We start from the raw sequence: 25,555 nt of genomic DNA on the forward strand, positions 1-25,555 counted from the left end.
GCATCGTCCCCCAGCCCTCCCGTGCATCCGCCCGGCTACCCCGGCAGGGCGATGGCGGGTGCCGTTTGTGGCGCAGCAGTCCCAGAAATTTTATTTTTTTAGAGTAATATCTACCTTTACATCAGACTCGCGGCCACACGACCGGCCGGCACGCGAGCAGTCACCCCACGCGGAGCAATCCCCTTGCGCATCCTCTATCACCACCGCACCCGTTCCAAGGACGGCCAATACGTCCACATCGAAGAAATGATCCATGCGCTGCGTGCGCAAGGCCACGAGATCGTGATCGTGGCGCCGCCCAGCGCCGAGACCGAATCGTTCGGGTCCGACGCCGGCGCGGTCGCCCTGCTCAAGCGCTGGCTGCCGAAATGGTTCTACGAACTGATGGAGCTGGGGTATTCGCTGGTCGCCTACCGGCGCATGGCCAAGGCGATCCGCGCACACAAGCCGGATTGCATCTACGAGCGCTACAACCTGTTCCTGCCGGCCGGCATCTGGGCGGCGCGCCGCTTCAAGCTGCCGCTGCTGCTGGAAGTGAACGCGCCGATCCTGGAAGAGCGCACCCGCTACGACGGCCTGTCGCTGACGCGGCTGGCGCGCTGGTCGCAAGCCTACGCCTGGCGCAACGCCGACGGCGTGCTGCCGGTCACCGAGGTGCTGGCCGACATCGTGGCCTCGTACGGCGTGCGGCGCGAACGCATTACAGTGATCCACAACGGCATCAACGGCGAGCGCTTCGACCGCGCCCCGGACGTCGACGCCGCCAAGCGCGCGCTCGGGCTGGAAGGCCGCCTGGTGCTCGGCTTCACCGGCTTCGTGCGCGAATGGCACGGTCTCGACAAGGTCCTCACGCTGATCGCCGCCGATCCGCCGGCATCGCGCCGCCATTTGCTGGTGGTGGGCGACGGCCCGGCGCGCGCTCCGCTGGAAAAGCAGGCGCGCGAACTCGGCATCGAGAACCGCGTCACCTTCACCGGCATCGTCGGCCGCGACGACGTGGCGCGCCACGTGGCCGCGTTCGACATCGCGCTGCAGCCGGCGGTGGTGGCCTACGCCTCGCCCTTGAAGCTGTTCGAATACCTGGCGCTGGGCAAGGCCATTGTCGGCCCCGCGCAACCGAACATCGAAGAGATCCTGCGCCAGGACGACAACGCGGTGCTGTTCGACCCGGCCGATCCGAACGGCCTGGCCGGCGCCGTCAGCCGCCTGTGCGACGATGCGGCGCTGCGCACCAAGGTGGCCGCCAACGCCCAGCGCACCATCGACGAGCTGCAACTGACCTGGGGCGCCAACGCGCGCAAGGTCGTCAACCTGTTCGGAGCCCTGCGCGCACATGCGTGACGTCATCATCACCCTGGTCATCTTCGGCCTGCTGTCGCTGTCGTTCAAGCGGCCGGTGATCGGCGCCCTGCTGTTCACCTGGGTCAGCCTGATGAATCCGCACCGGCTGACCTACGGCTTCGCCTACAACTTCCCGTTCGCGGCCGCGATCGCCGGCCTGACCACGCTGTTCATGTTCACCAGCCGCGAGCCGAAGAAATTCCCGCTGACGCCGGTGACGGCGACGATGCTGATCTTCGCCGCCTGGATGACATTGACCAGTTTCTTCGCGCTCGAGCCGAACATCGTCTGGCTCGAGTGGAACCGGGTGATGAAGACCTTCTTCATGGTGCTGGTGACCATGACCCTGATCCAGAAGCCGAAAGACCTCAAGATCTTCGTCTGGATCGTCGCCCTGTCGCTGGGCGTGTTCGGCCTGAAGGGCGGCCTGTTTACGCTGGCCTCCGGCGGCCATTTCCGCGTCTACGGGCCGGACGGCAGCTACATCTCGGAAAACAACGGCATGGCGCTGGCGCTGGTCACGGTGCTGCCGCTGATCTGGTACCTGCGCACCCAGGCCACCAACAAATGGGTCAGCCGCGGCCTGACGCTGATGCTGGCCATGACGGCGGTGTCGGCGGTGGCCTCGTATTCGCGCGGCGCGCTGGTCGGCGGCATGGCGATGATGGGTTTCCTGTGGTTCCACAGCCGCAAGAAGGCGCAGACGGCGGTGGTGCTGATCGGCGTGGCGATCCTGATCGCGGCGGTGATGCCGTCCGCCTGGTTCGAGCGCATGGACAGCATCAACGAATACCACCAGGACGACTCGGCGCAAGGCCGCTTCAACGCCTGGCGCTTCGCCATCAACATCGCCTCCACCTTCCCGCTGGGCGGCGGCTACAACGTGTTCACCCCGCGCATGTTCCTGATGTACGCGCCGGACCCGCTCGGCTACCACGTGGCCCACAGCATCTGGTTCCAGGTACTCGGCGACCATGGCTGGATCGGCCTGTTCATGTTCATCACGCTGATGGTCTGCGCCTGGCGCACCGGCACCCGGGTGCGTAAATATTGCATGACCCGGCCCGACCTGAAATGGGCGGAAGACTTGTCACGCATGTGCCAAGTGTGCATCATCGGCTACGCCATCAGCGGCAGCTTCCTGTCGCTGGCCTATTTCGACCTGTACTACGACATCATCATCATCCTGGTATGCCTGGAAAAGATCCTGCTTCCCTCGAAACGCACGGTGCCCATCCCTTCGCAGGCGCAGACGCCACCGCAGACGGTGCCATGAACGCGCCGCGCATGCGCCCGGCCGGCGGCGGCCTGCTGAAACCGGCCATCATGCGCGGCGCGCTGTCGATGCTGTCGCCGGCCGGCCCGTCGGCGCGCCTGTCGCTGCTGCTGTTCCACAAGGTGCCGACGCTGGCCGATCCGCTCGCCTCCAGCGAACTGAACCTGGAACGTTTCGAGCACATGCTGGACGTGGTGGCCGCCAACGCCAACGTGCTGCCGCTGTCGGAAGCCAGCGCCGCCCTCAAGCGCGGCACGCTGCCGGCGCGCGCGGTGGCGCTGACCTTCGACGACGGCTACGCCGAATGGATCGACAACGTGGCGCCCGCGCTGTTGCGGCGCAAGCTGCCGGCCACCTTCTTCGTCACCACCGGCCACATCGAGGGCGGCGTGCTGTGGCACGAGCGCATCCTGGCCGCGGTGCGCGCGCTGCCGGCGCACGGCGCGCACTTGCCGAAGGTGCTCGGTCCCTACCCGGACCTGGACGCGCCCGGCTGCCGCGAACGCCTGGTCGAGCGCCTGCAGGCGCACCTGAAATACGCGCCGCTGGGCCAGCGCCTGGACGCGATCGAACAGCTGGAAAGCCAGGCCTGCCGCCCGCTGATCCTGCCGCCCGGCTTCGACGCCGCCTCGGTGCGCACCCTGCACGGCCAAGGCTTCGAGATCGGCGCCCACACGGTGCACCATCCGATCCTGAACGAATGCACGGCCGCGCAGGCGCGCGCCGAGATCGGCGACTGCAAGGCGCAGCTGGAAGCCATCATCGGCGGCGCCGTGCATTCCTTCGCCTACCCGAACGGCCGGCCGAACCAGGACTTCCACCGCGACCACGTGCAGATGGTCAAGGCGGCCGGCTACCACACCGCGGTCACGACCAGCATCGGCGTTGCCAGCGCCGCCACCGATCCCTTGCAGTTGCCGCGCTTTACCCCCTGGGGCCTCAGCGAGGAACGCATCACCTTCCAACTGGCGCGCAACATGCTCACCAAACCGACTCCCTTGACCCCTTCCCGCCGCACCGCTGCCGCCAATGGCGCCGATGCCGATGCCCATGCCGGCACCGACCTGCGCTGCCTGATGGTGGCCAGCGTGTTCGCCCCGATCCACGGCGGCTCGGCGGTGGTGTATGAAAACCTGTGCCGCCACATGCCGCCCGGCAGCATCCGCGTGCTGACCGCCAGCACCAACTACCACACGCGCGAGGACATCCCGGGCTGGCGCGAACACGACGCCCGGCAAAACTTCCCGGTCGACCGCATCCGCCTGCTGCGCCCGGCGAGCATGCCGCCGCCGGCGAATAAACTGGTGTCGCTGTGGCGCATGCTGACCTGCGACCTGCCGCTGTACGCCAAGGTGCTGTACAAGGCCGCCCAGCTGGTGCGCAAGCACGACATCAACCTGGTCTGCATCGGCGAACTGGTGACCGGCAGCTGGCTCGGCATCGCGCTCAAGAAGATGTTCGGCTGCAAGCTGATCATCTACGTGCACGGCGAGGAAATCACCACCCGCACCGATGGCCGCCTGGGCCAGAAGCGCAAGCAGTTCCTGATGGCGGCCGACCGCATCGTCTCGGTCAGCTCGTTCACCTGCGACGCCATGCGCACGCTGGGGGTGCCGTCCGAATCGATGGTGCTGATCCAGAACGGGGTCGACATCGATTACTTCACGCCCGGCGAACGCGACCCGGAACTGGTCGCGCGCCACGGCCTGCAGGGCAAGCAGATCGTGCTGACCGTGGGCCGCCTGGTGGCGCGCAAGGGCGCCGACATGGCGGTGCGCGCCATGAAGCAGGTGGTGGCGCGCCGCCCCGGCGTGCATTACCTGATCGTCGGCGACGGCGAACTGCGCCCCGAGCTGGAACGCCTGATCGCCGCCGAAGGCCTGGAACGGTCGGTGACCCTGGTCGGCAAGGTGTCGGACGCCGACCTGCTGCGCTACCTGCGCCTGTGCGATCTGTTCCTGATGCCGAACCGCACCCTGCCCGACGGCGACACCGAAGGTTTCGGCCTGGTCTTCCGCGAAGCCAACGCCTGCCGCAAGCCGGTGATCGGCGGACGCGCCGGCGGCGTGGTGGAAGCGGTGGAAGACGGCGTCAGCGGCCTGCTGGTGGACGGCACCCAGCCGGACCAGATCGCCGCCGCGGTCGAGCGCATCCTGGGCGACCCGGCCCTGGCGCAGCAGCTCAGCGAAGGCGGCCTGGCGCTGGCGCGCCGGCACAGCACGGCGGCGGTCGCCAGCCAGTTCCTGCGCACCTGCGAACGCCTGCTCGGCGTGCGCGGTTGATCTTATTCCCCTATCAAGCCTCCATGTCCGCTCCCACCTTCAGCCTCGTCATCCCGTCCTACAACCGCGCCGACCTGATCGGCGCCACCCTCGACAGCGCACTGGCCCAGCACCTGCCTTTCCTGGAAATCATCGTGGTCGACGACGGCTCGACCGACCATACGGCCGACGTCCTGGCGCGCTACGCCGGCCGCATCACGGTCATGACGCTGGCCAACGCCGGCGTGCAGAACGCCCGCAACACCGGCGTGGCGGCGGCGCGCGGCGACTACATCGTGCTGTGCGATTCGGACGACCTGCTGGAACCGGATTTCGCCGCCACCATGGCGGCCTGGCTGGCGGCGCACCCGGACTATGATGCGGTGTACAGCAACTTCGTGACCTTCGACGAGCGCGGCGTCCATGCCGACAAATTTTCCCTGGCGCCGCCCGGCTTCTTCGACGGCGCCGTGCTGGACGACGGCTTCTGGCGCGACGTGCCGGACCTGTACCGGCGCACCGTGGATTACCAGCCGCTGTTCCCATCGGGCAGCGTGATCCGCAAGGCGTTTTATGAGCGCATCGGCGGCTACGACGTGCGTTTCAACGGCGTCGGCGGCGAGGACTGGGAATTCACCTTGCGTTTGGTGGCGCAGGCGAAGATGGCGCTGTGCGCCAGGCCGCTGGTGCGCATCCGCAAGCACGCCAGCAACGACTCGGGCGACACCATCCGTACCGTCAGCGGCTGCGTGCGTATCCTCGAATTCGCGTTGCGGGAACACCCGTTCGCCGCGCCGCACCGCGAGGCGATCCTGCGCAGCATCGACGAGCGCCGCCTGGACGTGTTCAACGGCGCCTTTGCGCGCGGCAGTTTTACTACTGCGCTCGAGATGCACAAGCACATGCGCCAACGCCCGGCCGGCCGCGGGTTCCAACTGAAAGTGTTGATCGCCTCGCTGCCGGCGCCCTTGCGCTGGCCCCTGTGGCGCCTGACCCAGCGCTGACGCTGTTCAAGGGCCGGCGCGGCGCCGGCGCCACGCGTGCAGGCGCCCCAGCAGCGTCCAGCGATAATGGTTCAGGTGGTACATGGTGCGTACCTCGTCGGTCCAGCGCGTGTGCCATTCCATCACCCGCCCGTAGAATTCGATGCGGCGGATGGCACCGCCTTCGAACAGCTGGCGGCAGGCTTCCTCACGCATCAAAAAGGCCGGCGAATACTGTTTCGGCACGGTCTCGTCGTAGGCCGTCTTGAGGATCACGATGCAGTCGCCTTCCTCGATGCACAGGTCCATCGCCACCAGCTCGTCGCCGAAATAGTAGCGATACACGCTGCCGCGTCCCGCGCCGCAAAAGGCTTCCAGCATGCGCCGGTAGAATTCGCCCTGTTCGTTGTTTGCAGCCACCGCGGTGCCGGCGCGGCCCTTCCAGCCGGTGCTTTCCAGGCGCCCGTAGTCCGCCACCGCCTGCGCCATCCGTCCGGCATCGCGCCAGACTTCCATGCGCGTGGCGGTGCCGGCGCCGGCCAGGCGATTGCGCTGCTTCTTCAGGTTGCTTTTGAGGTTCTTGCCGCGCCCTTCCCACCAGGCGTCGAAGCTGCCTTCGACGCTGATGCGCGCGGTATCGATGTAGTCGGCGCCGGCCTGCTTGTCCGCATCCGGCGGGCGCGGCAGCAGGAACGGGTCGCATTGGGTCAGCCCCACCAGCAGCGCCAGACCTGGCAGCGCGCGCGCCAGGCCGTCCAGCAGCGCGCCCGTATCGAGGCCGGTTTGCTGGACCCACGCACCGACCGGCGCCTGCGCCGGCTGGAAGGTGGCCCAGCGCGCGCGGCCCTGCGGCACCAGCACGGCCGCGGCCAGCAGCGCGCCGTCCTGCTCGCACAGCGCCAGCAGCTCGTCGCCGGCGCCGAACGTTTCCAGCAGCGCGCCGATGAAGAGCGGGTCGAGCACTGGCGCCGCCGGACCCAGCGCGCGCAGCGCATTCCAGCGCGCCGCTTGGGCTTCGAGATTGTCGGCGGCCGGCAGCAGGGTCCACTTCATGCGGCCAGCGCCTTGACGATGTGGCTGCACATCCACGCGAATTCGGACTCGCGCAACTCCTGGTGGCAGGGAAAGGCCAGCACGTGGCGCGACAGGTAGGCGCTGTGCGGACAGCGCGCCGCGTCCACGCCCGGCCATAGCGTTTCGGCGAAGCGCACCACAGGCACGCCGAGCGCTTTAATCCGCTCGAACACGGCGTCGGCATCATCGACCAGCAACGGGAACAGCCACGGGCAGACGCCGTCCGGCAAGCGCTCGAACAGCGGGCGGCAACCGGGCTGGCCGGCCAGCGCTTCCTGCAGGCGCAGGTAGTGGCGGCGGCGCAGCGCGACGATGCGCGCGTGAGAAACCCGTTTCAGCAGCTGGCGCGCGAACAGCGACGAGCGTTTATCGAGCCAGCGCGTATCGAAGCTGGCGTCGCTGTCGGACGAGCCGGGCGCCAGCGCCGTCGCGGCAGTGGCCGGACGCGCGGCCTTGATGCGGCGCCAGACGGCATCCTTGGCGCGCATCGGCAACGCCAATAACGCCTGGATCGGCGCCAGGCGGCCGTAGCGGAAACTGTATTCGAGCGTCGCCAGCACCGCCTTGGCCTCGAAGCCTTTACCGGCCGAGCGCAGCGCCACCCCATCCAGCGCATGCCGGTTCGACACCAGCGCGCCGCCCTCGTACATCGGGAAGAACTTCATGCTGCTGGCGATGGCGTAGTCGCCGTGGCTGCCGAGCGGCTTGCCGGCGGATTCCCCGAAAAACGCATGCGCGCAATCCTCGACCAGGGTGATCCCGCGCGCATCGCAAAAGGCGCGCAACGCGCTCACGTCTTGCGGGAAGCCGAAGTAATGGGTGGCCACCAGTACCTTGACGCTGGGGTCGCACAGCGCCGCCACATCAACCAGATCGATGCGCGCCTGCGCGTCGACGCGGTAGAAGCGCGGCGTGGCCCCGCGCCACAGCACCGGCGGCACCATCGACAGGCTGTGGTAGGCCGGCAACAGCACGCTGTCGCCTTCGCGCACGCCGAGTTCGCGCAGCGCCAGACCAATTGCGATACGTCCGCTGGTCACCAGGCGCACGTGGGCCGCGTCCAGCACGGAGGGCGGATGGCGGTCCACCGCGCCGCCATGGCGCAAGGAAGCGCCCGACAGCGGCGGCACCAGCGGCACGCGTGGACCGGACTGCGTCACCGGCAAGATAGGCGATACGGGCGTGTTGGACATCGTTCGGGTGGGGCTTCCTGCTGGCTGTCGTACGGAATAAAGCGGAATGGTAACATTGCGCTTTGTTTTTCCCGAGCATGACGTTCGGCACAGCCTTCCGATGAGCGACCTGATCCACGATTTCATCTTCAGTTCGGCGCAGCGCGCGCCGGCGGCGCCGGCCCTCGTCCATGGCGCGGCCCGCTTCGACTATGCCGCGCTGGCGGACCTGGTGCGGCGCGCGGCGCAGGCGCTGCTGGGCGCCGGCCTGGGGCGCGGCGAACGGGTCGCGGTGTACCTGGAAAAACGCGTGGAGAACGTGGCCGCCCTGTTCGGCGCATCGCTGGCCGGCGGCGTGTTCGTGCCGGTCAATCCACTGTTGAAGCCGGAGCAGGTGGCGCACATCCTGGCCGACTGCGACGTGCGCGTGCTGGTCACCTCGCCCGAGCGCTTGAAGCAACTGGCGCCGCAGCTGGCGCACTGTCCCGGCCTGCGCCTGGTGCTGGCGACCGGCCAGGCGGATGCCGATGCGGCCGCATCGCTCGTGCCGGCACCGGCGCCGGCACCGGCGCTGCTGGCCTGGGACGCGGCGCTGGCCGCCGCCGACATGAGCCTGCCGCCGCACCGGCGCATCGACACCGACGTCTCCGCCATCCTGTACACCTCGGGTAGCACCGGCAAGCCGAAGGGCGTGGTGCTGTCGCACCGCAACATGGTGGCCGGCGCGCGCAGCGTGGCCAGCTACCTCGAACTGGCGCCATCCGACCGCCTGCTGGCGGTGCTGCCGCTCAGCTTCGACTATGGCCTGAGCCAGCTGACCTGCGCGTTTCTCGCCGGCGCCAGCGCGGTGCTGCTGAACCACCTGTTCGCGCGCGACGTGCTCGACGCGGTGGTAAAACACGGCGTCACCGGCCTGGCGGCCGTGCCGCCGCTGTGGAACCAGCTGGCGCGCCTGCCCTGGCCGGCCGATTGTCCGCTGCGCTATATCACCAATTCCGGCGGCGCCCTGCCCGGCGCCACCCTGGCGGCGCTGCGGCGCGCGCTGCCGCGCGTCCAGCCTTTCCTGATGTACGGCTTGACCGAGGCGTTCCGCTCGACTTACCTGCCGCCGGCCGAGATCGACCGCCGCCCCGGCTCGATGGGGCGCGCCATCCCGAACGCCGAGATCCTGGTGGTGCGCCCCGACGGCAGCCTGTGCGATGCCGACGAACCGGGCGAGCTGGTGCACCGCGGCGCCCTGGTGGCGCTCGGCTACTGGAACGATCCCGTTAAGACCGCGGAACGCTTCAAGCCGGCGCCGGGGCAGGACCCGGCGCTGCCGCTGGTCGAGATGGCGGTGTGGTCGGGCGACACCGTGCGCCGCGATGCCGACGGCTACCTGTACTTTATCGGCCGCGGCGACGATCTCATCAAGGTGTCCGGCTACCGCGTCAGCCCGACCGAGCTGGAGGAAGCGGTGTACGCCAGCGGCGCGGTCGACGAGGCGGTCGCCTTCGGCGTGCCGCACCCGGAACTGGGCCAGGCGATCGTGCTCTTGGTAACGGGCTCCAGCCTGGACGCCGCCGCGCTGCGCAAGGCTTGCCAGCAGCGCCTGCCGGCCTACATGGTGCCGGCCCACGTCGACCTGCACGCCGAACCCTTCCCGCGCAACCCGAACGGCAAGATCGACCGCAAGCGCCTGGCGCTGCCCTTCCTCACCCTGTTCACCGACGCGAGCACCGCACCATGAGCACCACCAAGCCCGTCCACGCCGGCATGGACCAGTTCGCCGTCGCCGGCGGCGAACTCCTAGTCGGCACGATTCCCCTGTCGCGTCTGGCGCAGCGCGTCGGCAGCACGCCCTTCTATGCCTACGACCGCGCGCTGCTGACGCAGCGCGTGCGCCACGTGCGCGCCTGCATGCCGCCGGATTTGCGCCTGCACTATTCTATCAAGGCCAATCCGATGCCGGCGCTGGTGCAGCACATGGCGGGGCTGGTCGACGGCCTCGACGTCGCTTCCGCCGGCGAACTCGCCACCGCGCTCGACACCGGTTTCAATCCCGCCCACATCAGCTTCGCCGGACCGGGCAAGACCGACGCCGAACTGACCCGGGCGATCGCCGCCGGCGTCTCGCTGAACGTCGAGTCGGAAGGCGAGATCGAACGCGCCGCACGCATCGCCGACCGGATTGGCATCGCGCCGCGCGTGGTGGTGCGGGTCAACCCGGATTTTGAACTGAAGGGATCCGGCATGCGCATGGGCGGCGGCGCCAAGCCGTTCGGCATCGACGCCGAACGCGTGCCGGATTGCTTGCGCCGCCTGCAGGCGCTGGGCATGGCGGCGCAGGGGCTGCACATCTTCAGCGGTTCGCAGAGCCTGAAAGCCGAGGCGATCGCCGAATCGCATACGCGCAGCGTCGAGCTGGCGCTGCGCCTGGCCGACGCAGCGCAGCAAACGCTCCCCGGCCTGTACCTGGGCGCCGGCTTCGGCATCCCGTATTTCGCCGGCGAGCAGAGACTGGACCTGGCGCCGATCGGCGACAACCTGGCAGACTGCCTGCGCCGGTTCGACGCTGCCCTGCCCGGCACGCGGGTGTCGGTGGAATCGGGCCGCTACCTGGTCGGCGAAGCCGGCGTGTACGTGGCGCGCGTCATCGACCGCAAGGTCTCGCGCGGCCAGGTGTTCCTCGTCACCGACGGCGGCCTGCACCACCATTTGGCGGCGTCCGGCAATTTCGGCCAGGTGATCCGCAAGAACTACCCGGCCGCGGTGGGAAACCGCATGGGCGGCGAGGACAGGGAAAACGTGTCGGTGGTGGGGCCGCTGTGCACGCCGCTGGACGTGCTGGCCGAGCGCATGGACCTCGTACGCGCCGAGGTCGGCGACCTGGTCGTGGTGTTCCAGTCGGGTGCCTACGGGCTGTCGGCCAGCCCGACCGCCTTTCTCGGGCATCCGGCGCCGGCCGAAGTGCTGGTCTGAAGCAGGTTTAAGCCTGATCTTTGTGACGGCGCGGGCGCGCCGTCACAAGGATCAAGCGCTCGGACGCAGGAACGGCACGCGCGCTCGCAACGACACCGCCAGGCGGTGCACTTCTTCCACCAGCGCGTGTTTGGTCAGGCGGATCATGACGTACCAGACGGCGGCCAGCGGCAGCAGCATGATCAGCAGGCGCGCCAGCGGCGGCAGCGAGGACGGCAGCAGGAAGTCGAAGGCGATGCCGGCCGCGGCGGTGCCGGCCGTCACGATGGCGCTCGGGACCATGGCGCGCAGCATGGTGCCGGTGCCGTAGCCCAGGTGGCGCTTCTGCTGGATGCTGATGAACGGGGTGGTGGCGATGGTGGCCAGGCACAGCGCCCAGGCGAAGCGGCTCAGGCTGCCGTCGAACAGCAGCACGCCGAAGCCGATGCGGGTCAGCGCCGAGATCAGGATCGGCACCGCGCTCAGGTAGGGCCGGCCGATCGCCGTGACCGCCATCGGGATGTAGTGGAACAGCATCGACACCGCCGCGGCCAGCGCCAGCGGCGCGATCGCCGGCACCGATGCCAGCCAGGTCGGGCCGTACAGGGCCAGGATGATCTGCTTGCCCAGCACGACGGTCATCGCCAGCGCCGGCCAGCCGAGACCGGTCAGCAGCGAGGTGGCGCGCGACAGCGTCGGCACCAGCGATTCGCCGCGGTGGTGCGCCTGCGCCAGGTAGGACACCGCGCCGTAGCTGACGGTGGCGCCGGCGATGTAGCTGAAGATGCCGACGGTCGAGTTGGCGCGGCTGAGCAGGCCGACGTGGCGCGCCGAGCCGAGTTTACCCAGCAACATGTCCGGGATCGCATTGTTGATCGACGCAGTGCAGCTCGAGACCAGCGAGCCGACGCCGAAGCTGGTCACGTCGCGCCAGTGGCGGAACGACGGCAACCACGGCAGGCTCTTCGGACGCATCGGAATGCAGGCCAGGCCGCAAACGATGATGTTGACCAGGTTGGCGTAGGCCAGCGCCATGCTGCCCAGGCCCATCTTGGCGAACACGATGCAGCTGATGCAGAAGCTGGAGGTGCCGACCGCGTACAGCACGGCTTCCTTTTCCGCTTCGAAGTTACGCACCAGCAGGGCGTTGGTGATGGCGCCGAACGGGATGAAGAAGAAGCCGATGCCCAGCACGCGGATCACCGGCACCAGCTTCGGCTCCTTGAACCAGACGCCGATCCACGAACTGGCCGCCAGCAGCAGGATGGCGATCAGCCACGAGGTGGCGATCGCCACGCCGTTGACCGAGCGGATCTTGTCGGACGTGAGTTCCTTTTCGCGCTGGATATACGAGGTGACGCCGAAATCACGGAATACGTGCGCCAGGTTGACCAGTACCACCGTCATCGAATAGATACCGATTTCGCTGGGCGTCAGGATGCGCGCCAGGATCACGCTGACGATGAATTGCAGGAACGACGCACCGGAGGTGGAGAAAAAATTGATGACCAGCGAGCGACGTAGATCTGCCATGTGCGACGAATAGGAAAGTGGAACGTTACGCCGCGGCGCCGTTGATCAGGCCGAGGGCATGGCGCGTGGCCATTTCATAACGATTGTTATTGAAGCGCATCGATCCGATGAAGTGATAGAACGCGGTGTCGGCGGTCGCATCGTCCGGCGTGCCGTATTTCGGGAACGGCAGCGGGCGCGTGCCCGGCATGTTACTGATCAGGTAGTTCGAGGTCACCTGCTCGGTACCCCAGCGTTTCCAGCCCTCGCCCAGCTTGGCGGTCATGCGGCGCGAATAATCGGTCATGGTGTCGCGCATGCCGCTACCGCGCGGAAAACCCGTGAACCCCGAGCACCCGCGGATGTAGCGCGCCGTGTCCGGCAGACCCGCATGCACCATGTTGAATTCGGCCAGCGCCTGGATGTGGGGAGACGACTCGCCCATCCACTGCTTGGCGTTTTCGTGGGTCGCCTGCAGCGTGCGCGCCGGCGCGTCCGCCATTTCGCTGATCACGAAGCCGGCGTTGGCGCGCACCGCATCCAGCACTTCCGGAATCGCATGCACGGTCACCGTGTCGGCGTCGAGCTGGATCACGTAGCTTTCTTCGGCGTAGCCGCTGATGGCGAACAGGCGTTCCCAGGTGCCGCCGCGCGGGATGTCCTGGTGGGTGAACTCGTGCGCGTCGCGCAGCTCGATGTGCGGCACGTGGCGCTTGAACATGGCGCGGTCTTCCTGGTCGATCGACGGATCGCAGACGACCACGACGCGTGCCGGATTGACGAAGTGGGCGAACGACTTCAATGCCACCAGGTAAGGAGCGACGTCGCGCTTCTGCACCATCGACAGCAGGATGAAAGGCAGGGTGCCGCGCGCGAGCGGACGCGTCGCCAGGACGCGGCGCGCGACGCGGTTGTATTTCCATCGGAAATAGTCTCGCTCGGCGCGATACCTAATCCTGTGAACTAACGACATCCTGAATGACTCCCTATCACGATCCGTGTTGCGCTGTGTCGATCGCCACATCGAACGATGCAAGCTTGGCTACAATTTGCTGTAACTCATTATTATATGCTGCAAGATGCAGCACACGAATACATTGTTTCTTTCTTGTAGTCAAAATCGAGGGATTTTGTCAAACATTCGCTGAAGAAACGTTCCCTTGGTAGTAGCTCAGCGTAGCCAAAGCACGCAGGTATAATGACCCGACCGTGCCCTTTTCATGAAGACCGAACCATGTATCTCGAAGAAGTAAAAACGATCCTGATTGACGTGCTGGGCCTGGGCGAGGCCGGCCGCGCCCTGGAGGCGGATTCGCCTTTGCTGGGCAGCCTGCCGGAACTCGATTCGATGGCGGTGGTCACCCTGATCGGCGCGCTCGAGACGCATTTCGACATCGAGATCGGCGACGACGACCTCAGCGCCAGCACCTTCGCCACGCTGGGCAGCCTGGCCGCCTTCGTCGCCGAAAAACAGGCCGGATGAGCAGCGCGCCGGTGCGCCCCGCTGCGCAGGCCGAGCCGTTCTTCCTGGACGGCGCACCGGGCCGGCGCTTCTGCCTGTTCCACCCGCCCGCCGGCACCTGCCGCGGCGCGCTGCTGTACGTGCACCCGTTTGCCGAGGAAATGAACCGCTCGCGCCGCATGGCGGCGCTGCAGGCGCGTGCGCTGGCGCAGCAAGGCTACGGCGTGCTGCAGATCGACCTGTATGGCTGCGGCGACAGCAGCGGCGACTTCGGCGATGCGCGCTGGGACATCTGGAAGGATGACCTGGCGCGCGGCGCCGCCTGGCTGGCGGCGCACTGCGGCCAGCCCTTGACCCTGTGGGGCCTGCGCCTGGGCGCCCTGCTGGCGCTCGACTATGCGCGCGCCGCGGCGCATCCGGTCGCGCACCCCATCGCGCACCCTATCACTTCCATGCTGCTGTGGCAGCCGGTCACCAAGGGCACGTCCTACCTGACCCAGTTCCTACGCCTGCGCCTGGCCGGCGAATTGCTTGACAGTGGCGCCGCGCAGGGCGGCACCGATGCCTTGCGCCAGGCGCTGCGCGCCGGGGAAACGGTCGAGATCGCCGGCTACGACCTGGCGCCGCAACTGGCGGCCGCCCTCGACGGCCTGCCCGCGCTCGAAGCAATGGCGCCGTCCTGCCCAGTGCATTGGTTCGAGGCCGTGAGCGCCGCCGGCGGCGCATCTGCGACCGGTGGCGCCGGCGGTGCGCTGCCGGCCGGCGCCGCGCGCGTTGCCGCGGCCTGGCGCGAACGCGGCGTCGACCTGCACCTGCATGCGCTGCCCGGCGCGCCGTTCTGGGCCACGCCCGAAACCACCGTCAACGCCGACTGGCTGGCCGCGACCTGCGCCGCGATGGAACGCCGCGAAACGGAGCAGCACGATGGCGTCTGACGACCGTGCCCTGGCCTTCGACTGCGGCACCGACCGCCTGTACGGCATCCTCAGCCTGCCGCAGCAGGCCTGCGCGCGCGGCGTGCTGGTCGTGGTCGGCGGGCCGCAGTACCGGGCCGGCAGCCACCGCCAGTTCACGCTGCTGGCGCGCCACCTGGCCGACGACGGCGCCGCCGTCCTGCGCTTCGACTACCGCGGCATGGGCGACAGCGAGGGAGAAGCGCGCGACTTCGAGGCGGTCGCCGACGATTTGCGCGCCGCCATCGATGCCTTCATGAACGCCGTTCCCGGCCTGCGCGAAGTGGTGCTGTGGGGTTTGTGCGACGCCGCCTCGGCGATCGCCATGTATGCCGCCACCGATGCGCGCGTGGCCGGCGTGGTGCTGCTCAATCCCTGGGTGCGCAGCGACGACGGCATGGCGCGCGCCACCCTCAAGCATTACTACCGGGCGCGCCTGCTGGACCCCGCCTTCTGGCGCAAGCTGCTGCGCGGCCGCTTCGATGTTGCCGCGTCCCTGAGATCGATGCTCGGCCTGGCCCGCACCGCCCTGCGCGGACGCGCCAGGCCGGCCGCCGGCGCCGCTGCACCTGCCGCCTTTCCCGAACGCATGCGCAGCGGCATGCAATCCTTCCGCGGCCCGGTGCTGCTGATCTTCAGCGGCGCCGACCTGGTCGCCCGCGAATTCTGCGACCTGGCCGGCGCCGATCCGGCCTGGCAGCGCCTGCTGGCAGCGTCGCACGTGACCCGCCGCCAGCTCGACCAGGCCGACCACACCTTCTCGCGCCGTGCCTGGCGCGACCAGGTCGCCGACTGGACCGGCACCTGGCTGCGTTCCTGGTAACCCATCCCTGATTTCCATCAAACCGGGGTCAGAGCCCGATTTTTGGAAATATCCCAATTGAAAGACCGTAGGATGGACGGGTCGCCCGTCCACGCGTCCTGCCCGATGCCGCTTTGCCGCAGTGCTTCCATTCTCTAGCCCCTGCACAGCAACCCGTCAGCCACACCTTCATTCATCGCATTGAAGGTCTGTTTCACAATATCAACTGATGTAGCCACAAGAACAGTTTTTGCGTAAAGCTTGAGCACTTTGTCACGCACACAGGCGTATCAGCCAATATTCTTCGTATCTTTTCTTTAACATCCAATCGTGCAAGGATTTGTTTGATGTTAAGCTGATTATAAAATTTTTTTCTATTTATTGCTCTGACATCAACATTGTTGCATTCGATGCCGTCGTGAGCGTTTTCTCCCTAAAGCCTATGTCGATCAAAGCCCTGCTGATTCCTTCCCTGAACCGCCCGCCTGAGCAGGTTCGACTGCCCGAGTTCGAGCAGGGCGCGGCCATCCCGCGCATCATCCACCAGACCTTTTATGACCGGAACCTGCCGGGTCCCCTGAAGGCGAACGTGGAACGCATGAAGGCGCTGAATCCGGGCTGGGAATACCGTTTCTACGACGATGCCGATATCGAAGCCTTCATCAAGCAGAACTATCCGGCCTTCGTGTGGGATTACTACGAACGCATCGACAAGCGCTACGGCGCCGCGCGCGCCGACTTTTTCCGCTACCTGCTGATGTACAAGGTCGGCGGTGTGTATCTCGACATCAAGAGCGGCGCCCTGCGCCCGCTGGATTCGGTGCTGAAGCCGGACGACTGTTTCATTTTGTCCAAATGGCACAGCGAAGATGGCGGCTTCGAGCACTGGGGACTGGTGTTCGACCTGCGCCACCTGCACGGCGGCGAATACCAGCAATGGCACATCGTGTGCTCGCCCGGCCATCCTTTCCTGAAAGCGGTGCTGGAACAAGTGTTCTTCAACATCGACCACTACGACCCGCACCTGCACCAGACCGGCAAGCGCGGCACCCTGCGCGTGACGGGCCCGGTGCCGTACACGCTGGCGATCGAACGCATCCGCGAACGCTATCCGCACCGCGTGGTCGATTCGCGCGCCGCGCTCGGCCTCGAATACAACGTGATCGACGGCGACCAGGGCCACGTCAAGGTGTTCAAGGGCCACTATTCGCTGCAGACCGCCTCGATCATCCGCCTGACCCCGCTCAAGCGCCAGCTGAGCCACCTGTACGGCTTTGCCCAATGGCTGAACGACCGCCTGCTGCGCAGCCGCGCCGACGCCAAGCTGACGCCGATCGAAAAACCGGCGGCGGTCCTCGAACGCGAGCGCCTGCGCGACGAACGCGTGCGCGCCGAGCTGGCGCGCAGTTCGACCTAAGACGGGTTCTGGTGTGCCCTGCCGGAAGCGGCAGGCATGTTGTGGAGGGTTCCAGGCGCGCTGCGGCGCGCCTGCTCGTTCATGGCCCTGGTCAAGCGTTAACCTTGATCGCGTGCCGGTTCATCAGGTCGTACATGGTTGGACGGCTGATGCCCAGCATTTCCGACGCCTTGACGATGTTGCCGTCGACGCGCGCCAGCGCCTTCACGATGGCCTTGTATTCGGCTTCGTCGCGCACCTGGCGCAGGTTCAGCGGTGATTCCTCGGCGCCGGTCTCGGGCAGGCCGAGATCGTCAGCGACGATGGTGTTGCCGTCCGCCATGATGACGGCGCGCTTGATGCAGTTTTCCATCTCGCGCACGTTGCCCGGCCAGGCATAGGCCTCGATCGCCGCCAGCGCGTCCGGGGCGAAGTGCAGCGACGAGCGCGATTCCTGCGCGCAGAATTTATTCTTGAAGTGATGCGCCAGCAACGCCGCATCGCCCTCGCGCAGGCGCATCGGCGGGATGTTGACCACGATTTCCGACAGGCGGTAATACAAGTCTTCGCGGAAGCGGCCTTGGGTGCACAATTCCTTCAGCTTCTGGTGGGTCGCGCAGACGATGCGCACATCGACCGGAATCTCTTCATGGCCGCCGATGCGTTCGATCACGCGCTCCTGCAGGAAGCGCAGCAGTTTCGCTTGCAGCGCCATCGGCAGGTCGCCGACCTCGTCCAGGAAGAAGGTGCCGCCGTGCGCCAACTCGACCTTACCCTTGGTCTGCTTGGCGGCGCCGGTAAAGGCGCCCTTCTCGTAGCCGAACAGCTCGCTTTCCAGCAGGTTTTCCGGGATCGCCGCGCAATTGATCGCCATGAAGCGTTCCTTGGCGCGCGGCGACAGCGCGTGCACCGCGCGCGCCAGCACTTCCTTGCCGGTGCCGGATTCCCCCAGCAGCATCACCGAGGCCGAGGTCGGCGCGACTTTTTCCACGGTGCGGCACACCTTCAGCATGCCGGGGTCGCGCGAGATCACGCCGGACAACGGGGAATCGGCCTGCGACTGCTGCATGCGGCGGTTTTGCTGCTGCAGGTCGTGCAAGTAAAAGGCGCGCTGGATCACCAGGTTCAGCACTTCGGCGTCGACCGGCTTCTGGTGGAAATCGTAGGCGCCCATGCCGATCGCCTTGACGGCGTTGGCATGGTCCTGGTTGCCGGTCAGGACGATCACGCGCGTGTCCGGCGCCAGCGCCAGGATCTGCTGCAGCGTGGCCAGTCCCTCGGTCGAGCCGTCCGGATCGGGCGGCAGGCCCAGGTCCATCGTGCACACGGCCGGCTCGTGGCGGCGCACTTGCGCCAGCGCCGCCTCGCGGTCGCCGGCCACGACCACGTCGTAGGCATCCAGGCTCCAGCGCAGCTGCTTCTGCAGGCCCGGATCGTCTTCGATGATGAGCAGTTTCGGTTTGCTTTGGGTCACGGGTTTCCTCTGTCGCTCAGGTGTCGCTCAGGTATGTCTCAAGTGGCTGCGACTGCCGCCTCGCGGTGCGGCGGCAGCACGACCTTGAAGGTGGTGCCGAGCGCAGGACGGCTGGCCACTTCCAGCATGCCGCCCAGCTCGGTGATGTATTCGCGGCTTTCGAACACGCCGATGCCCATGCCGGCCGACTTGGTCGAATCGAACGGCTTGAACAGGCGCTCGCGGATGAATTCCTCGGTCATGCCCTCGCCGGTATCGGTGATCTCGATCTCGACCGCATCGTCCTCCAGCGCGGCGCCGGCGCGGCGTCCGACCCGTATCATGACATGGCCGTCGCGCGGCGTGGCCTCGATCGCGTTCTGGATCAGGTGGCCGACCACGCGCTCCAGGCGTTCGCGGTCGGCCACCACGGTCAGGCCGGACTCCTCGACCAGCAATTGCGGATGCGGCTCGAAGGCGCTCTTGAGAGCCATGGCCTGGCGCACCACCTGGTCGATCGCCAGCGGCAAGGGGTTGGCGGCGTTTTCAGTGCGACTGAGCTTTTGCAGCAAGAGCTTCATCTTCTGTACCGAATGGTTCAGGGTTTCCAGCATGTCTTTCTGGAATTCCGGATTGTCCTTGTGCTTCTCGGCATTGGCGTTCATCAGCGACAGCTGCGCCACCAGATTCTTGAGGTCGTGCACGACGAAGGTCGACATGCGGTTGAACGACTCGAATTGGCGCGCCACCATCAGCGCGTTGGCGGCGTCTTCCTGGGCCAGGTAGCTGGCCGCCTGGCTGCCGGCGATTTCCAGCAAATCGTACACTTCCCAGTTCAGCTTGAGCGGACTGCGCGGACGCTGCAGCACCACGAAGCCGAACAGCTTTTCGTGCAGCATCAGCGGCACCACCAGCCAGCGGCGCGGGTAATCGAGCAGCCAGTCGGGCACGGCCAGGCCCTCGTACTTGTCGGGGCTGGCGACGTATTCGTCGAGGTCGACCACCCATTGCGTACTTTCCAGGAACTGGCAGAACGGCGAACGCTGCGGCTCGGCCGCGCCGGCGCCGGGCGCCTGCCAACGGGCGTGCGATTCGAACTTGCCGCCCTCGCTGCGCTGCCACAGCACGCCGCCCGGGCTTTCGACCAGCACCGCCAGTGCCTGGATGGTGCGCTCGCCCAGGCCCGGGCCGCGCTCGGACAGGGTGCGCGTAAAGCGCATCCATTCCTCGCGGTAGTCGTAGTTGTAGCGATAGAAATGCTTGCTGATGGTGACCTTCAGCCACGAGCGCGCGGTACCGGAAAACAGGATGACGCCCAGCAGGCACACCGCACCGAACAGGAACGCCGTCTGCAGCACCGTGCCCCAGCGCCCGCCGACGTAGCGCAGGTAATAGCCGACCGAGCCCATGGCCAGCAGGTAGACCGCCGAGCCGAACAGCGCCGCCGAGTGGAATACCACGCGGCGCGACACGGAAAAGGAAGTGCTCCAGGCGCCGCGCCGTGCCAGCGACGCGCCCAGCAGTGGCACCGTCACCGCATTCACGACGCCGCGCGCGATCCACAGATCGGGATTCAGTTCGCGGAACAGCATCGTGTTGCTGTACATATAAAAATCGTAGGCGAAGATGGCGCCCACGCCGAGGCAGGCGAACTTGATCGCCCAGCGTTCCTCGATGGTCTTGTTGCGGTACACCTGTTCCACCAGCAGCATGCCGTACACCGGCATGCCGACGAAGGCGAACAGGATCGACAGGCTGGCGAAGGCCGACGGCATGCCGGCCAGGTGGCAGGCCAGCATCACGCCCATCAGACAGGCATAGGCGCTGGCGGCGGCCACCAGCGAACGCCGGGGGCGCCCGTTCTCGCCCTGCCAGTGGCCCAGCAGCGCGACCAGGAACAGCGACCAGGCGCCGTCGCGCGCCACTTCGAACAAGCCGGCCAGCGGCGTCAACAAGACATGGCTGGAGGCTTCCCAGGCCAGCGCCGCGGCCCAGGCGGCCGAGGTCAGGCAAGCCAGGGAAAGGGGAACGCGCTGGGCGCGCCCGCGCCAACCCGACAGCACCGGCAGTCCGAGCGCCAGGAAGCCGGCGGCGGCCAGCGCGTAACTAGTGGCGGCGATATTGATCACGAAGCTGGACTGGCGTGAAAGAACGCCGCTCCATGCGGCGTCCGGCGCATCCTGCGGCGGCGCTCGGGCATCAGCGGCCGCTGCGGAACAGGACGACTTTCAGGGTATCGATCAGGATCAGGACGTCCAGGAACAGGCTGTTGTTCTTCACGTAGTACAGGTCGTACTGCAGCTTTTGCAGCGCGTCCTCGGCCGAGGAACCGTAGCCGTAGCGCACCTGCGCCCAACCGGTGATGCCCGGCTTGACGCTGTGACGCACGTTGTAATACGGCACCACTTCGATCAGCTGCTCGACGAAGTACTGGCGCTCCGGACGCGGGCCGACGAACGACATCTCGCCCTTGAACACGTTGAGGATCTGCGGCAGTTCGTCGATACGGGTCTTGCGCATGAAGTTGCCGACGCGGGTGATGCGCGGGTCGTTCTGCTGTGCCCACTGCGGCTTGCCGCTCTTTTCGGCGTCGGTGCGCATGCTGCGGAATTTGTGCACGCGGAAGATCTTGCCGTCTTCGCCGACCCGTTCCTGCGAGTAGAACACCGGGCCGCGGTCGCCCAGCCAGACCGCCAGCGCGGCGCCTAGCATCAGCGGGAAGGTCAGCGCCAGGATGATGGTGCTGCAGATGATGTCGAAGGCGCGCTTCATGAAGGAGCGCACGAAGCTCTGGTCGAAACCGCCGCCGAACACCAGCCACGACGGCTGCAGCGAGTCGACCCGGATCTGGTAGGTTTCGCGCTCGAAGAAGGTATTCGCGTCGGTGACCTTCAAGCCCTGCAGCTTGCAGTCGAGCAATTCCTTGATCGGGAAGCCGCCGCGCCGGTTCTGCACCGACACCACGATTTCCTGGACGCCGTGCTTTCTCGCCACCGACAGCAGCGACTCGCCTTCGCGCGACGCCATCAGCTTGTTCGAAGGCACGCACAGTTCCTCGGTCGGCGACGGGATGAAGCCGGCGATGTTGTAGCGGTGGTAGCTGACGTTGTTTTGCGCCAGGTCGCTGCACTCCTTGGCCAGCGGACCGCTGCCGACGAACAGCACGCGGGTTTCCAGGAAGCGCAGCTCCGAGGTCTTGAAGAACACCATGCGCGCGGTAAAGATGCCGGCGCCGGCGATGGCGAACACCAGCGCCAGGATGCCGCGGCCGAAATACAGGTCCGGAGCGATGTAGAACACCAGGGTCAGGATCAGGAAGCCCATCACGAACGAGGGCATCAGCTTCATGAAGAACGGATTGCGCAAGCCTTCGTTGAAGTTGAGCTGGTACATGCCCATCGCGCTCATGCTGAAGATGATGGCGGCGGCAAAGGCGATGGCCGAGGTGAGGAAGTGGTCCGGATGTTCCATGCTGGCGAACGACGCCGGCTGGCCCAGCTCCATGAAGCGCACCGCCGCGCCGGCGTAGGCGGCGCCGATCAGCACCAACACTTCGACGAACAGCAGGACGAACACGATCTTCGACACATAGTGGTTAGAAATTCTAAACACGATAGCTCCCGGTACTCTTCTTGATCATTTGGAAAACGTGGTTTGCACTTGCGTGCGGCAGGTCGGAGATGCGGCGGGCCGACGCGCACCGCCATGAAATGTCGGCCTGCAAGAGGCCTGTGGACAAGGGCACGCCCATAATACCGTAGAGGCTGCTGTCGATGATACGATCCCTGGCTGCGATGTTGCGGACTTGGTTCACGGCGTCGCCCTCAGCCAACGTCGTCGGCTTCCTGCTTTTTGCAAATTATTTAACATTTAATATACCACGGAAACATATTACTTACCCAGCAAAAGCATCTGGTTGTCAAGCAGAAACAACAGATTACAATCGGGCGTAACCGCTGGTTTGAACTTTTTGCATCGTTACGGCAGGCGGCATGCGGTACCTCTTGTATCAAGAAATCACCGTGATGTTGCGGAACTCTGCAATTACCGTAACCAACAGGCAATTTCTATGCATGAGTCCGCAATACTATCACTTTCGAAGTTGCCAACTCCGACAGGTATCTATCGTGCGCGACATTTCTTCTAAACATGTTCTAAAGCGCGAGGTGGCACTTTGGGGCACGGCATGTCACTCCGAAGAGCAACCGGCAAGTAAAAGGCGGTGCTGAAGCCGCGCTTATCGGCGGCCAACACGGGGGGACGGTATGGCCGGTAAGGGCCGCGCGTACGAACGATAGGGAGACAAAAAAACGGGGAATGGCGCGGCTGGCTGGGATCGAACCAGCGACCCTTGGCTTCGGAGGCCAATACTCTATCCACTGAGCTACAGCCGCGCTGGGAAGATGCCGAAGCATACAGTCTTTCACGAGCGTCGTCCATGGGAACGACGCGTGCCGGCAAGGAATTGCGTTTCCACTAACGATTTTTGGGTCTATAATCGGGCGCTAGTCCGTTGCAATTGAGCATTGCAAACGAACTTCGCCAGCGCAGCGCCAAGGACGGGTTTTTTTAATTGTATTAAGGAAATCATGAGCGACGCACACAATCAGCAGCAATCCCTGATTCAGACTCCCAAACAATTGATCGCTGCGGTCGCCGGTTTCTTCCTGGTGATCGTCATCGGCATCATCCTGCTGGTCATCTTCGTCACCAATAAACCCCTTCAAGGTGCCGGCGCGCAAACGAGCGAAGAAGCCGTTGCCGTGCGCGTGCGGCCGGTGGCCGAAGAAGGATTCGTGCTGAAGGACATCAATGCGCCCAAGGTGCTGCAGGCCGGTAACGCGGTGTTCACCGCCGTGTGCGCGGCCTGCCATGGCGCCGGCATCGCCGGCGCGCCCAAGGTGGGCGACAACGGCGCCTGGGGTGCGCGCCTGGCGCAAGGCTACGACACGCTGGTGCAGCATGCGGTCCAGGGCATCCGCGCCATGCCGGCCAAGGGCGGCAATCCGGACCTCGACGACGTCGAAGTAGCGCGGGCGGTGGTCTACATGGCCAACCAGTCTGGCGCCAAATTCAAGGAACCGGAAGTGCCGGCCGCCGGTGCTGCAGCCGCAGGTACCACGGAGGCAGGCGCGGCGCCCGCCGGCGCTGCGCCGGCCCAGGCTGCGGCGCCATCCGCCCCGGCGCTGGCCGCGGCCACGCCCACCTCCCCAACGGTGACGCCGCCAGCCACCAATGTCGCCGCCACGACGCCGGCCGCGGTGCCGGCCGCAGGCGCCGCGACCGGCAAGGCCTTGTACAGCTCCGCCTGCATCGCCTGCCATGGCGCCGGCATCGCGGGTGCGCCGAAGTTCGGCGACAAGGGCGCGTGGGCGGCGCGCATCGCCCAGGGCAGCAACGTGCTGTACGAGCATGCCATCAAGGGTTTCCAGGGCAAGAACGGCGTCATGCCGCCCAAGGGCGGCTCGTCGGCACCGGATGGCGACGTCCGCGCCGCCGTCGATTACATGGTGGCGGCCGCCAAATAGACGCATGGCCAGGGCGGCGTGTCCTGCGCCGCTTCAGACCGCCGGTCAAGAAGGCTGGCGGTTTCCCGTAAACACGGCGCGCTTGGAAATGGCGAAGTTGAACAGCATCGCCACCGCGGATCCCGCCGCCACCCCCAGGAACAGGTTCAAGGTGCGGTGGTCCGTCAGCCACAGCCAGGTTTGATATACCGCCACGTTGATGGCGCCGCCGACGCTGGTGAGCAGCAGATAGCTGAGCCACTCGCGCACCGATCCCCTGCCCTGCTGCACGAACGTGAAATGGCGGTTGACCTTCCAGGTGACGGTCGCCGCGATCACGAAGGACAGCACGCGGCCGGCCACCGTCCCCAGTCCGAGCCAGGTGACGGCCGCGTACAGCATGCCGAAGTCGGTGACGAAGCCGAGCGCGCCGACCAGCCCGAAGCGCAGGAACTGTTTCAAGCGCGTTTACCCAGCATGGCGCCCACCGACGGCACCGTCAGGTAGGCCAGGCGTTTCATTTCGCGCCGGCCGTGGGTGACGGTGTCCAGGACCAGGCCGCAGGTCAGCGCCAGGCAGGCCAGCAGCATGGTGCTGGCCGCCAGCACGGCGGTAGGCAGGCGCGGCACCAGGCCGGTCTCCAGGTAGGTCATCACCACCGGCACCGACAAGCCCAGCGACACCAGTGCCAGCAGCGCGAAGATGATCGAGTAGAAGAACAGCGGGCGCTCGTCCTTGAACAGCCTGGTGATCATGCGCAGGATGCGCCAGCCGTCGCGGTAGGTCGACAGCTTGCTCTGCGAACCTTCCAGGCGCGCGCCGTACGGCGTGTTCAGTTCGCCGATCGGCATGCGCAGCTGCAGCGCATGCACCGTCAGTTCGGTCTCGATCTCGAAACCGTTCGACAGCGCCGGAAAGGATTTCACGTAGCGCCGCGAAAACACGCGGTAGCCGGACAGGATGTCGGTGAAGCGGTTGCCGAACAGGTTGGCGACGAAGCCGGTGAACAGGGCGTTGCCGAAGCGGTGGCCGGCGCGGTAGGCGGCCACCTCGGAATCGACCCGGCAACCCACCACCATGTCCAGGTTGTCGTCGATCAGCTTGGCGATCAGCGCCGGCGCGCTGGCGGCGTCGTACGTGATGTCGCCGTCGCACATCAGGTAGATGTCGGCATCGACGTCGGCGAACATGCGGCGCACCACGTTGCCCTTGCCCTGCAGGGTTTCGCTGCGCACGATGGCGCCGGCGGCGGCGGCCACCGCCGAGGTGCGGTCCTTCGAGTTGTTGTCGTAGACGTAGATGCGGGCTTGCGGTAATTCCTTGCGGAACCCCTCGACCACGGCGCCGATCGCCGCCTCTTCGTTGTAACACGGCAAAATCACGGCGATGTCGACGCCGGCGAACATGGGGTTGGCCACGCCGA

Annotated in this window: 20 protein-coding genes and 1 tRNA gene; 11 read left to right on the forward strand and 10 right to left on the reverse strand. The window is 66.4% G+C overall.

Features of this window, described 5'->3' with window-relative positions:
* The first annotated feature begins 183 nt into the window (after nt 1–183).
* From HH212_RS07530 to HH212_RS07545, 4 genes are read left to right on the forward strand one after another with little or no spacing between them, the layout of a single operon-like run.
* On the forward strand, nt 184–1,341 hold the full coding sequence (locus tag HH212_RS07530; protein ID WP_169434838.1) for a glycosyltransferase family 4 protein: 1,158 nt from the start codon (nt 184–186) through the stop codon (nt 1,339–1,341).
* Nucleotides 1,334–2,617 carry a putative O-glycosylation ligase, exosortase A system-associated gene (locus tag HH212_RS07535; protein ID WP_169434839.1) on the forward strand — a complete coding sequence of 428 codons (1,284 nt, stop codon included), beginning with the start codon at nt 1,334–1,336 and terminating at the stop codon, nt 2,615–2,617. Before HH212_RS07530 ends, HH212_RS07535 begins: the two co-directional genes overlap by 8 nt.
* Nucleotides 2,614–4,899, forward strand: a complete 2,286-nt coding sequence (locus HH212_RS07540) for a glycosyltransferase (RefSeq protein WP_169434840.1) — start codon at nt 2,614–2,616, stop codon at nt 4,897–4,899. The genes HH212_RS07535 and HH212_RS07540 overlap by 4 nt, the downstream gene beginning before the upstream one ends.
* Nucleotides 4,900–4,922: 23 nt before the next feature.
* Nucleotides 4,923–5,882, forward strand: a complete 960-nt coding sequence (locus HH212_RS07545) for a glycosyltransferase family 2 protein (RefSeq protein ID WP_169434841.1) — start codon at nt 4,923–4,925, stop codon at nt 5,880–5,882.
* A 6-nt stretch (nt 5,883–5,888) separates the two neighbouring features.
* Here the strand turns inward: HH212_RS07545 and HH212_RS07550 are convergent, their stop codons facing one another.
* Together HH212_RS07550 and HH212_RS07555 are read right to left on the reverse strand one after the other, a co-directional pair.
* Nucleotides 5,889–6,914, reverse strand: a complete 1,026-nt coding sequence (locus tag HH212_RS07550; protein WP_169434842.1) for a GNAT family N-acetyltransferase — start codon at nt 6,912–6,914, stop codon at nt 5,889–5,891.
* A complete protein-coding gene (locus HH212_RS07555; RefSeq protein WP_169434843.1) occupies nt 6,911–8,128 on the reverse strand; it encodes a DegT/DnrJ/EryC1/StrS family aminotransferase in 1,218 nt (405 codons plus the stop codon). Before HH212_RS07555 ends, HH212_RS07550 begins: the two co-directional genes overlap by 4 nt.
* Before the next feature lie 100 nt (nt 8,129–8,228).
* Between HH212_RS07555 and HH212_RS07560 the strand changes: the two genes are divergently transcribed.
* Together HH212_RS07560 and HH212_RS07565 are read left to right on the forward strand one after the other, a co-directional pair.
* Nucleotides 8,229–9,836, forward strand: a complete 1,608-nt coding sequence (locus HH212_RS07560) for an acyl-CoA ligase (AMP-forming), exosortase A system-associated (RefSeq protein ID WP_169434844.1) — start codon at nt 8,229–8,231, stop codon at nt 9,834–9,836.
* The gene (locus HH212_RS07565) at nt 9,833–11,068 is read left to right on the forward strand and encodes a pyridoxal-dependent decarboxylase, exosortase A system-associated (protein ID WP_169434845.1); all 1,236 of its coding nucleotides are present in this window, start codon (nt 9,833–9,835) and stop codon (nt 11,066–11,068) included. The genes HH212_RS07560 and HH212_RS07565 overlap by 4 nt, the downstream gene beginning before the upstream one ends.
* Before the next feature lie 51 nt (nt 11,069–11,119).
* Here HH212_RS07565 and HH212_RS07570 read toward each other — a convergent pair whose 3' ends face one another.
* Together HH212_RS07570 and HH212_RS07575 are read right to left on the reverse strand one after the other, a co-directional pair.
* A complete protein-coding gene (locus HH212_RS07570) occupies nt 11,120–12,580 on the reverse strand; it encodes an oligosaccharide flippase family protein (RefSeq protein WP_169434846.1) in 1,461 nt (486 codons plus the stop codon).
* Between the two features lie 25 nt (nt 12,581–12,605).
* A complete protein-coding gene (locus HH212_RS07575) occupies nt 12,606–13,532 on the reverse strand; it encodes a hypothetical protein (protein ID WP_169434847.1) in 927 nt (308 codons plus the stop codon).
* A 261-nt stretch (nt 13,533–13,793) separates the two neighbouring features.
* Between HH212_RS07575 and HH212_RS07580 the strand changes: the two genes are divergently transcribed.
* From HH212_RS07580 to HH212_RS07595, 4 genes are all read left to right on the forward strand, one after another.
* Nucleotides 13,794–14,042 carry an acyl carrier protein gene (locus tag HH212_RS07580; protein WP_169434848.1) on the forward strand — a complete coding sequence of 83 codons (249 nt, stop codon included), beginning with the start codon at nt 13,794–13,796 and terminating at the stop codon, nt 14,040–14,042.
* Entirely contained in the window at nt 14,039–14,956 is a 918-nt protein-coding gene (locus HH212_RS07585) for a hydrolase 2, exosortase A system-associated (protein ID WP_169434849.1), read from the forward strand. The genes HH212_RS07580 and HH212_RS07585 overlap by 4 nt, the downstream gene beginning before the upstream one ends.
* Complete coding sequence (locus HH212_RS07590) at nt 14,946–15,797, forward strand: hydrolase 1, exosortase A system-associated (protein WP_169434850.1); 852 nt, start codon at nt 14,946–14,948, stop codon at nt 15,795–15,797. The genes HH212_RS07585 and HH212_RS07590 overlap by 11 nt, the downstream gene beginning before the upstream one ends.
* Before the next feature lie 421 nt (nt 15,798–16,218).
* Nucleotides 16,219–17,193 carry a glycosyltransferase family 32 protein gene (locus HH212_RS07595; protein WP_169434851.1) on the forward strand — a complete coding sequence of 325 codons (975 nt, stop codon included), beginning with the start codon at nt 16,219–16,221 and terminating at the stop codon, nt 17,191–17,193.
* Between the two features lie 91 nt (nt 17,194–17,284).
* Here the strand turns inward: HH212_RS07595 and prsR are convergent, their stop codons facing one another.
* From prsR to HH212_RS07615, 4 genes are all read right to left on the reverse strand, one after another.
* Nucleotides 17,285–18,646, reverse strand: a complete 1,362-nt coding sequence (gene prsR / locus HH212_RS07600) for a PEP-CTERM-box response regulator transcription factor (RefSeq protein WP_169434852.1) — start codon at nt 18,644–18,646, stop codon at nt 17,285–17,287.
* Nucleotides 18,647–18,684: 38 nt separating this feature from the next.
* Complete coding sequence (gene prsK, locus HH212_RS07605) at nt 18,685–20,754, reverse strand: XrtA/PEP-CTERM system histidine kinase PrsK (RefSeq protein WP_169434853.1); 2,070 nt, start codon at nt 20,752–20,754, stop codon at nt 18,685–18,687.
* Nucleotides 20,755–20,824: 70 nt separating this feature from the next.
* Nucleotides 20,825–22,237: a TIGR03013 family XrtA/PEP-CTERM system glycosyltransferase gene (locus HH212_RS07610; RefSeq protein ID WP_169434854.1), complete on the reverse strand. Its 1,413-nt coding sequence runs from the start codon at nt 22,235–22,237 to the stop codon at nt 20,825–20,827.
* Between the two features lie 706 nt (nt 22,238–22,943).
* Nucleotides 22,944–23,019: transfer RNA gene (locus HH212_RS07615), tRNA-Arg, on the reverse strand.
* A gap of 195 nt (nt 23,020–23,214) precedes the next feature.
* On the opposite strand from HH212_RS07615, the gene HH212_RS07620 reads away from it, so the two are divergent.
* Nucleotides 23,215–24,153 carry a c-type cytochrome gene (locus HH212_RS07620; protein WP_169434855.1) on the forward strand — a complete coding sequence of 313 codons (939 nt, stop codon included), beginning with the start codon at nt 23,215–23,217 and terminating at the stop codon, nt 24,151–24,153.
* Nucleotides 24,154–24,198: 45 nt separating this feature from the next.
* Here HH212_RS07620 and HH212_RS07625 read toward each other — a convergent pair whose 3' ends face one another.
* Together HH212_RS07625 and HH212_RS07630 are read right to left on the reverse strand one after the other, a co-directional pair.
* Nucleotides 24,199–24,594 carry a GtrA family protein gene (locus HH212_RS07625; RefSeq protein WP_169434856.1) on the reverse strand — a complete coding sequence of 132 codons (396 nt, stop codon included), beginning with the start codon at nt 24,592–24,594 and terminating at the stop codon, nt 24,199–24,201.
* Nucleotides 24,591–25,538, reverse strand: coding sequence for a glycosyltransferase family 2 protein (locus HH212_RS07630; RefSeq protein ID WP_211172511.1), 948 nt, complete (start codon nt 25,536–25,538; stop codon nt 24,591–24,593). Before HH212_RS07630 ends, HH212_RS07625 begins: the two co-directional genes overlap by 4 nt.
* Nucleotides 25,539–25,555 lie beyond the last annotated feature (17 nt).

This window comes from Massilia forsythiae (genome assembly GCF_012849555.1).
GTDB classification, from domain to species: Bacteria; Pseudomonadota; Gammaproteobacteria; order Burkholderiales; family Burkholderiaceae_D; genus Telluria; species Telluria forsythiae.

What these genes read in the sequence shown, in the direction of transcription:
- HH212_RS07575 (WP_169434847.1), bottom strand. Translation starts at nt 13,532, where the DNA reads ATGTCGTTAGTTCACAGGATTAGGTATCGCGCCGAGCGAGACTATTTC.
- HH212_RS07540 (WP_169434840.1), top strand. Translation starts at nt 2,614, where the DNA reads ATGAACGCGCCGCGCATGCGCCCGGCCGGCGGCGGCCTGCTGAAACCG.
- HH212_RS07565 (WP_169434845.1), top strand. Translation starts at nt 9,833, where the DNA reads ATGAGCACCACCAAGCCCGTCCACGCCGGCATGGACCAGTTCGCCGTC.
- HH212_RS07620 (WP_169434855.1), top strand. Translation starts at nt 23,215, where the DNA reads ATGAGCGACGCACACAATCAGCAGCAATCCCTGATTCAGACTCCCAAA.
- HH212_RS07550 (WP_169434842.1), bottom strand. Translation starts at nt 6,914, where the DNA reads ATGAAGTGGACCCTGCTGCCGGCCGCCGACAATCTCGAAGCCCAAGCG.
- HH212_RS07590 (WP_169434850.1), top strand. Translation starts at nt 14,946, where the DNA reads ATGGCGTCTGACGACCGTGCCCTGGCCTTCGACTGCGGCACCGACCGC.
- HH212_RS07560 (WP_169434844.1), top strand. Translation starts at nt 8,229, where the DNA reads ATGAGCGACCTGATCCACGATTTCATCTTCAGTTCGGCGCAGCGCGCG.
- HH212_RS07555 (WP_169434843.1), bottom strand. Translation starts at nt 8,128, where the DNA reads ATGTCCAACACGCCCGTATCGCCTATCTTGCCGGTGACGCAGTCCGGT.
- HH212_RS07570 (WP_169434846.1), bottom strand. Translation starts at nt 12,580, where the DNA reads ATGGCAGATCTACGTCGCTCGCTGGTCATCAATTTTTTCTCCACCTCC.
- HH212_RS07580 (WP_169434848.1), top strand. Translation starts at nt 13,794, where the DNA reads ATGTATCTCGAAGAAGTAAAAACGATCCTGATTGACGTGCTGGGCCTG.
- HH212_RS07535 (WP_169434839.1), top strand. Translation starts at nt 1,334, where the DNA reads ATGCGTGACGTCATCATCACCCTGGTCATCTTCGGCCTGCTGTCGCTG.
- HH212_RS07585 (WP_169434849.1), top strand. Translation starts at nt 14,039, where the DNA reads ATGAGCAGCGCGCCGGTGCGCCCCGCTGCGCAGGCCGAGCCGTTCTTC.
- HH212_RS07630 (WP_211172511.1), bottom strand. Translation starts at nt 25,538, where the DNA reads ATGTTCGCCGGCGTCGACATCGCCGTGATTTTGCCGTGTTACAACGAA.
- HH212_RS07545 (WP_169434841.1), top strand. Translation starts at nt 4,923, where the DNA reads ATGTCCGCTCCCACCTTCAGCCTCGTCATCCCGTCCTACAACCGCGCC.
- HH212_RS07595 (WP_169434851.1), top strand. Translation starts at nt 16,219, where the DNA reads ATGTCGATCAAAGCCCTGCTGATTCCTTCCCTGAACCGCCCGCCTGAG.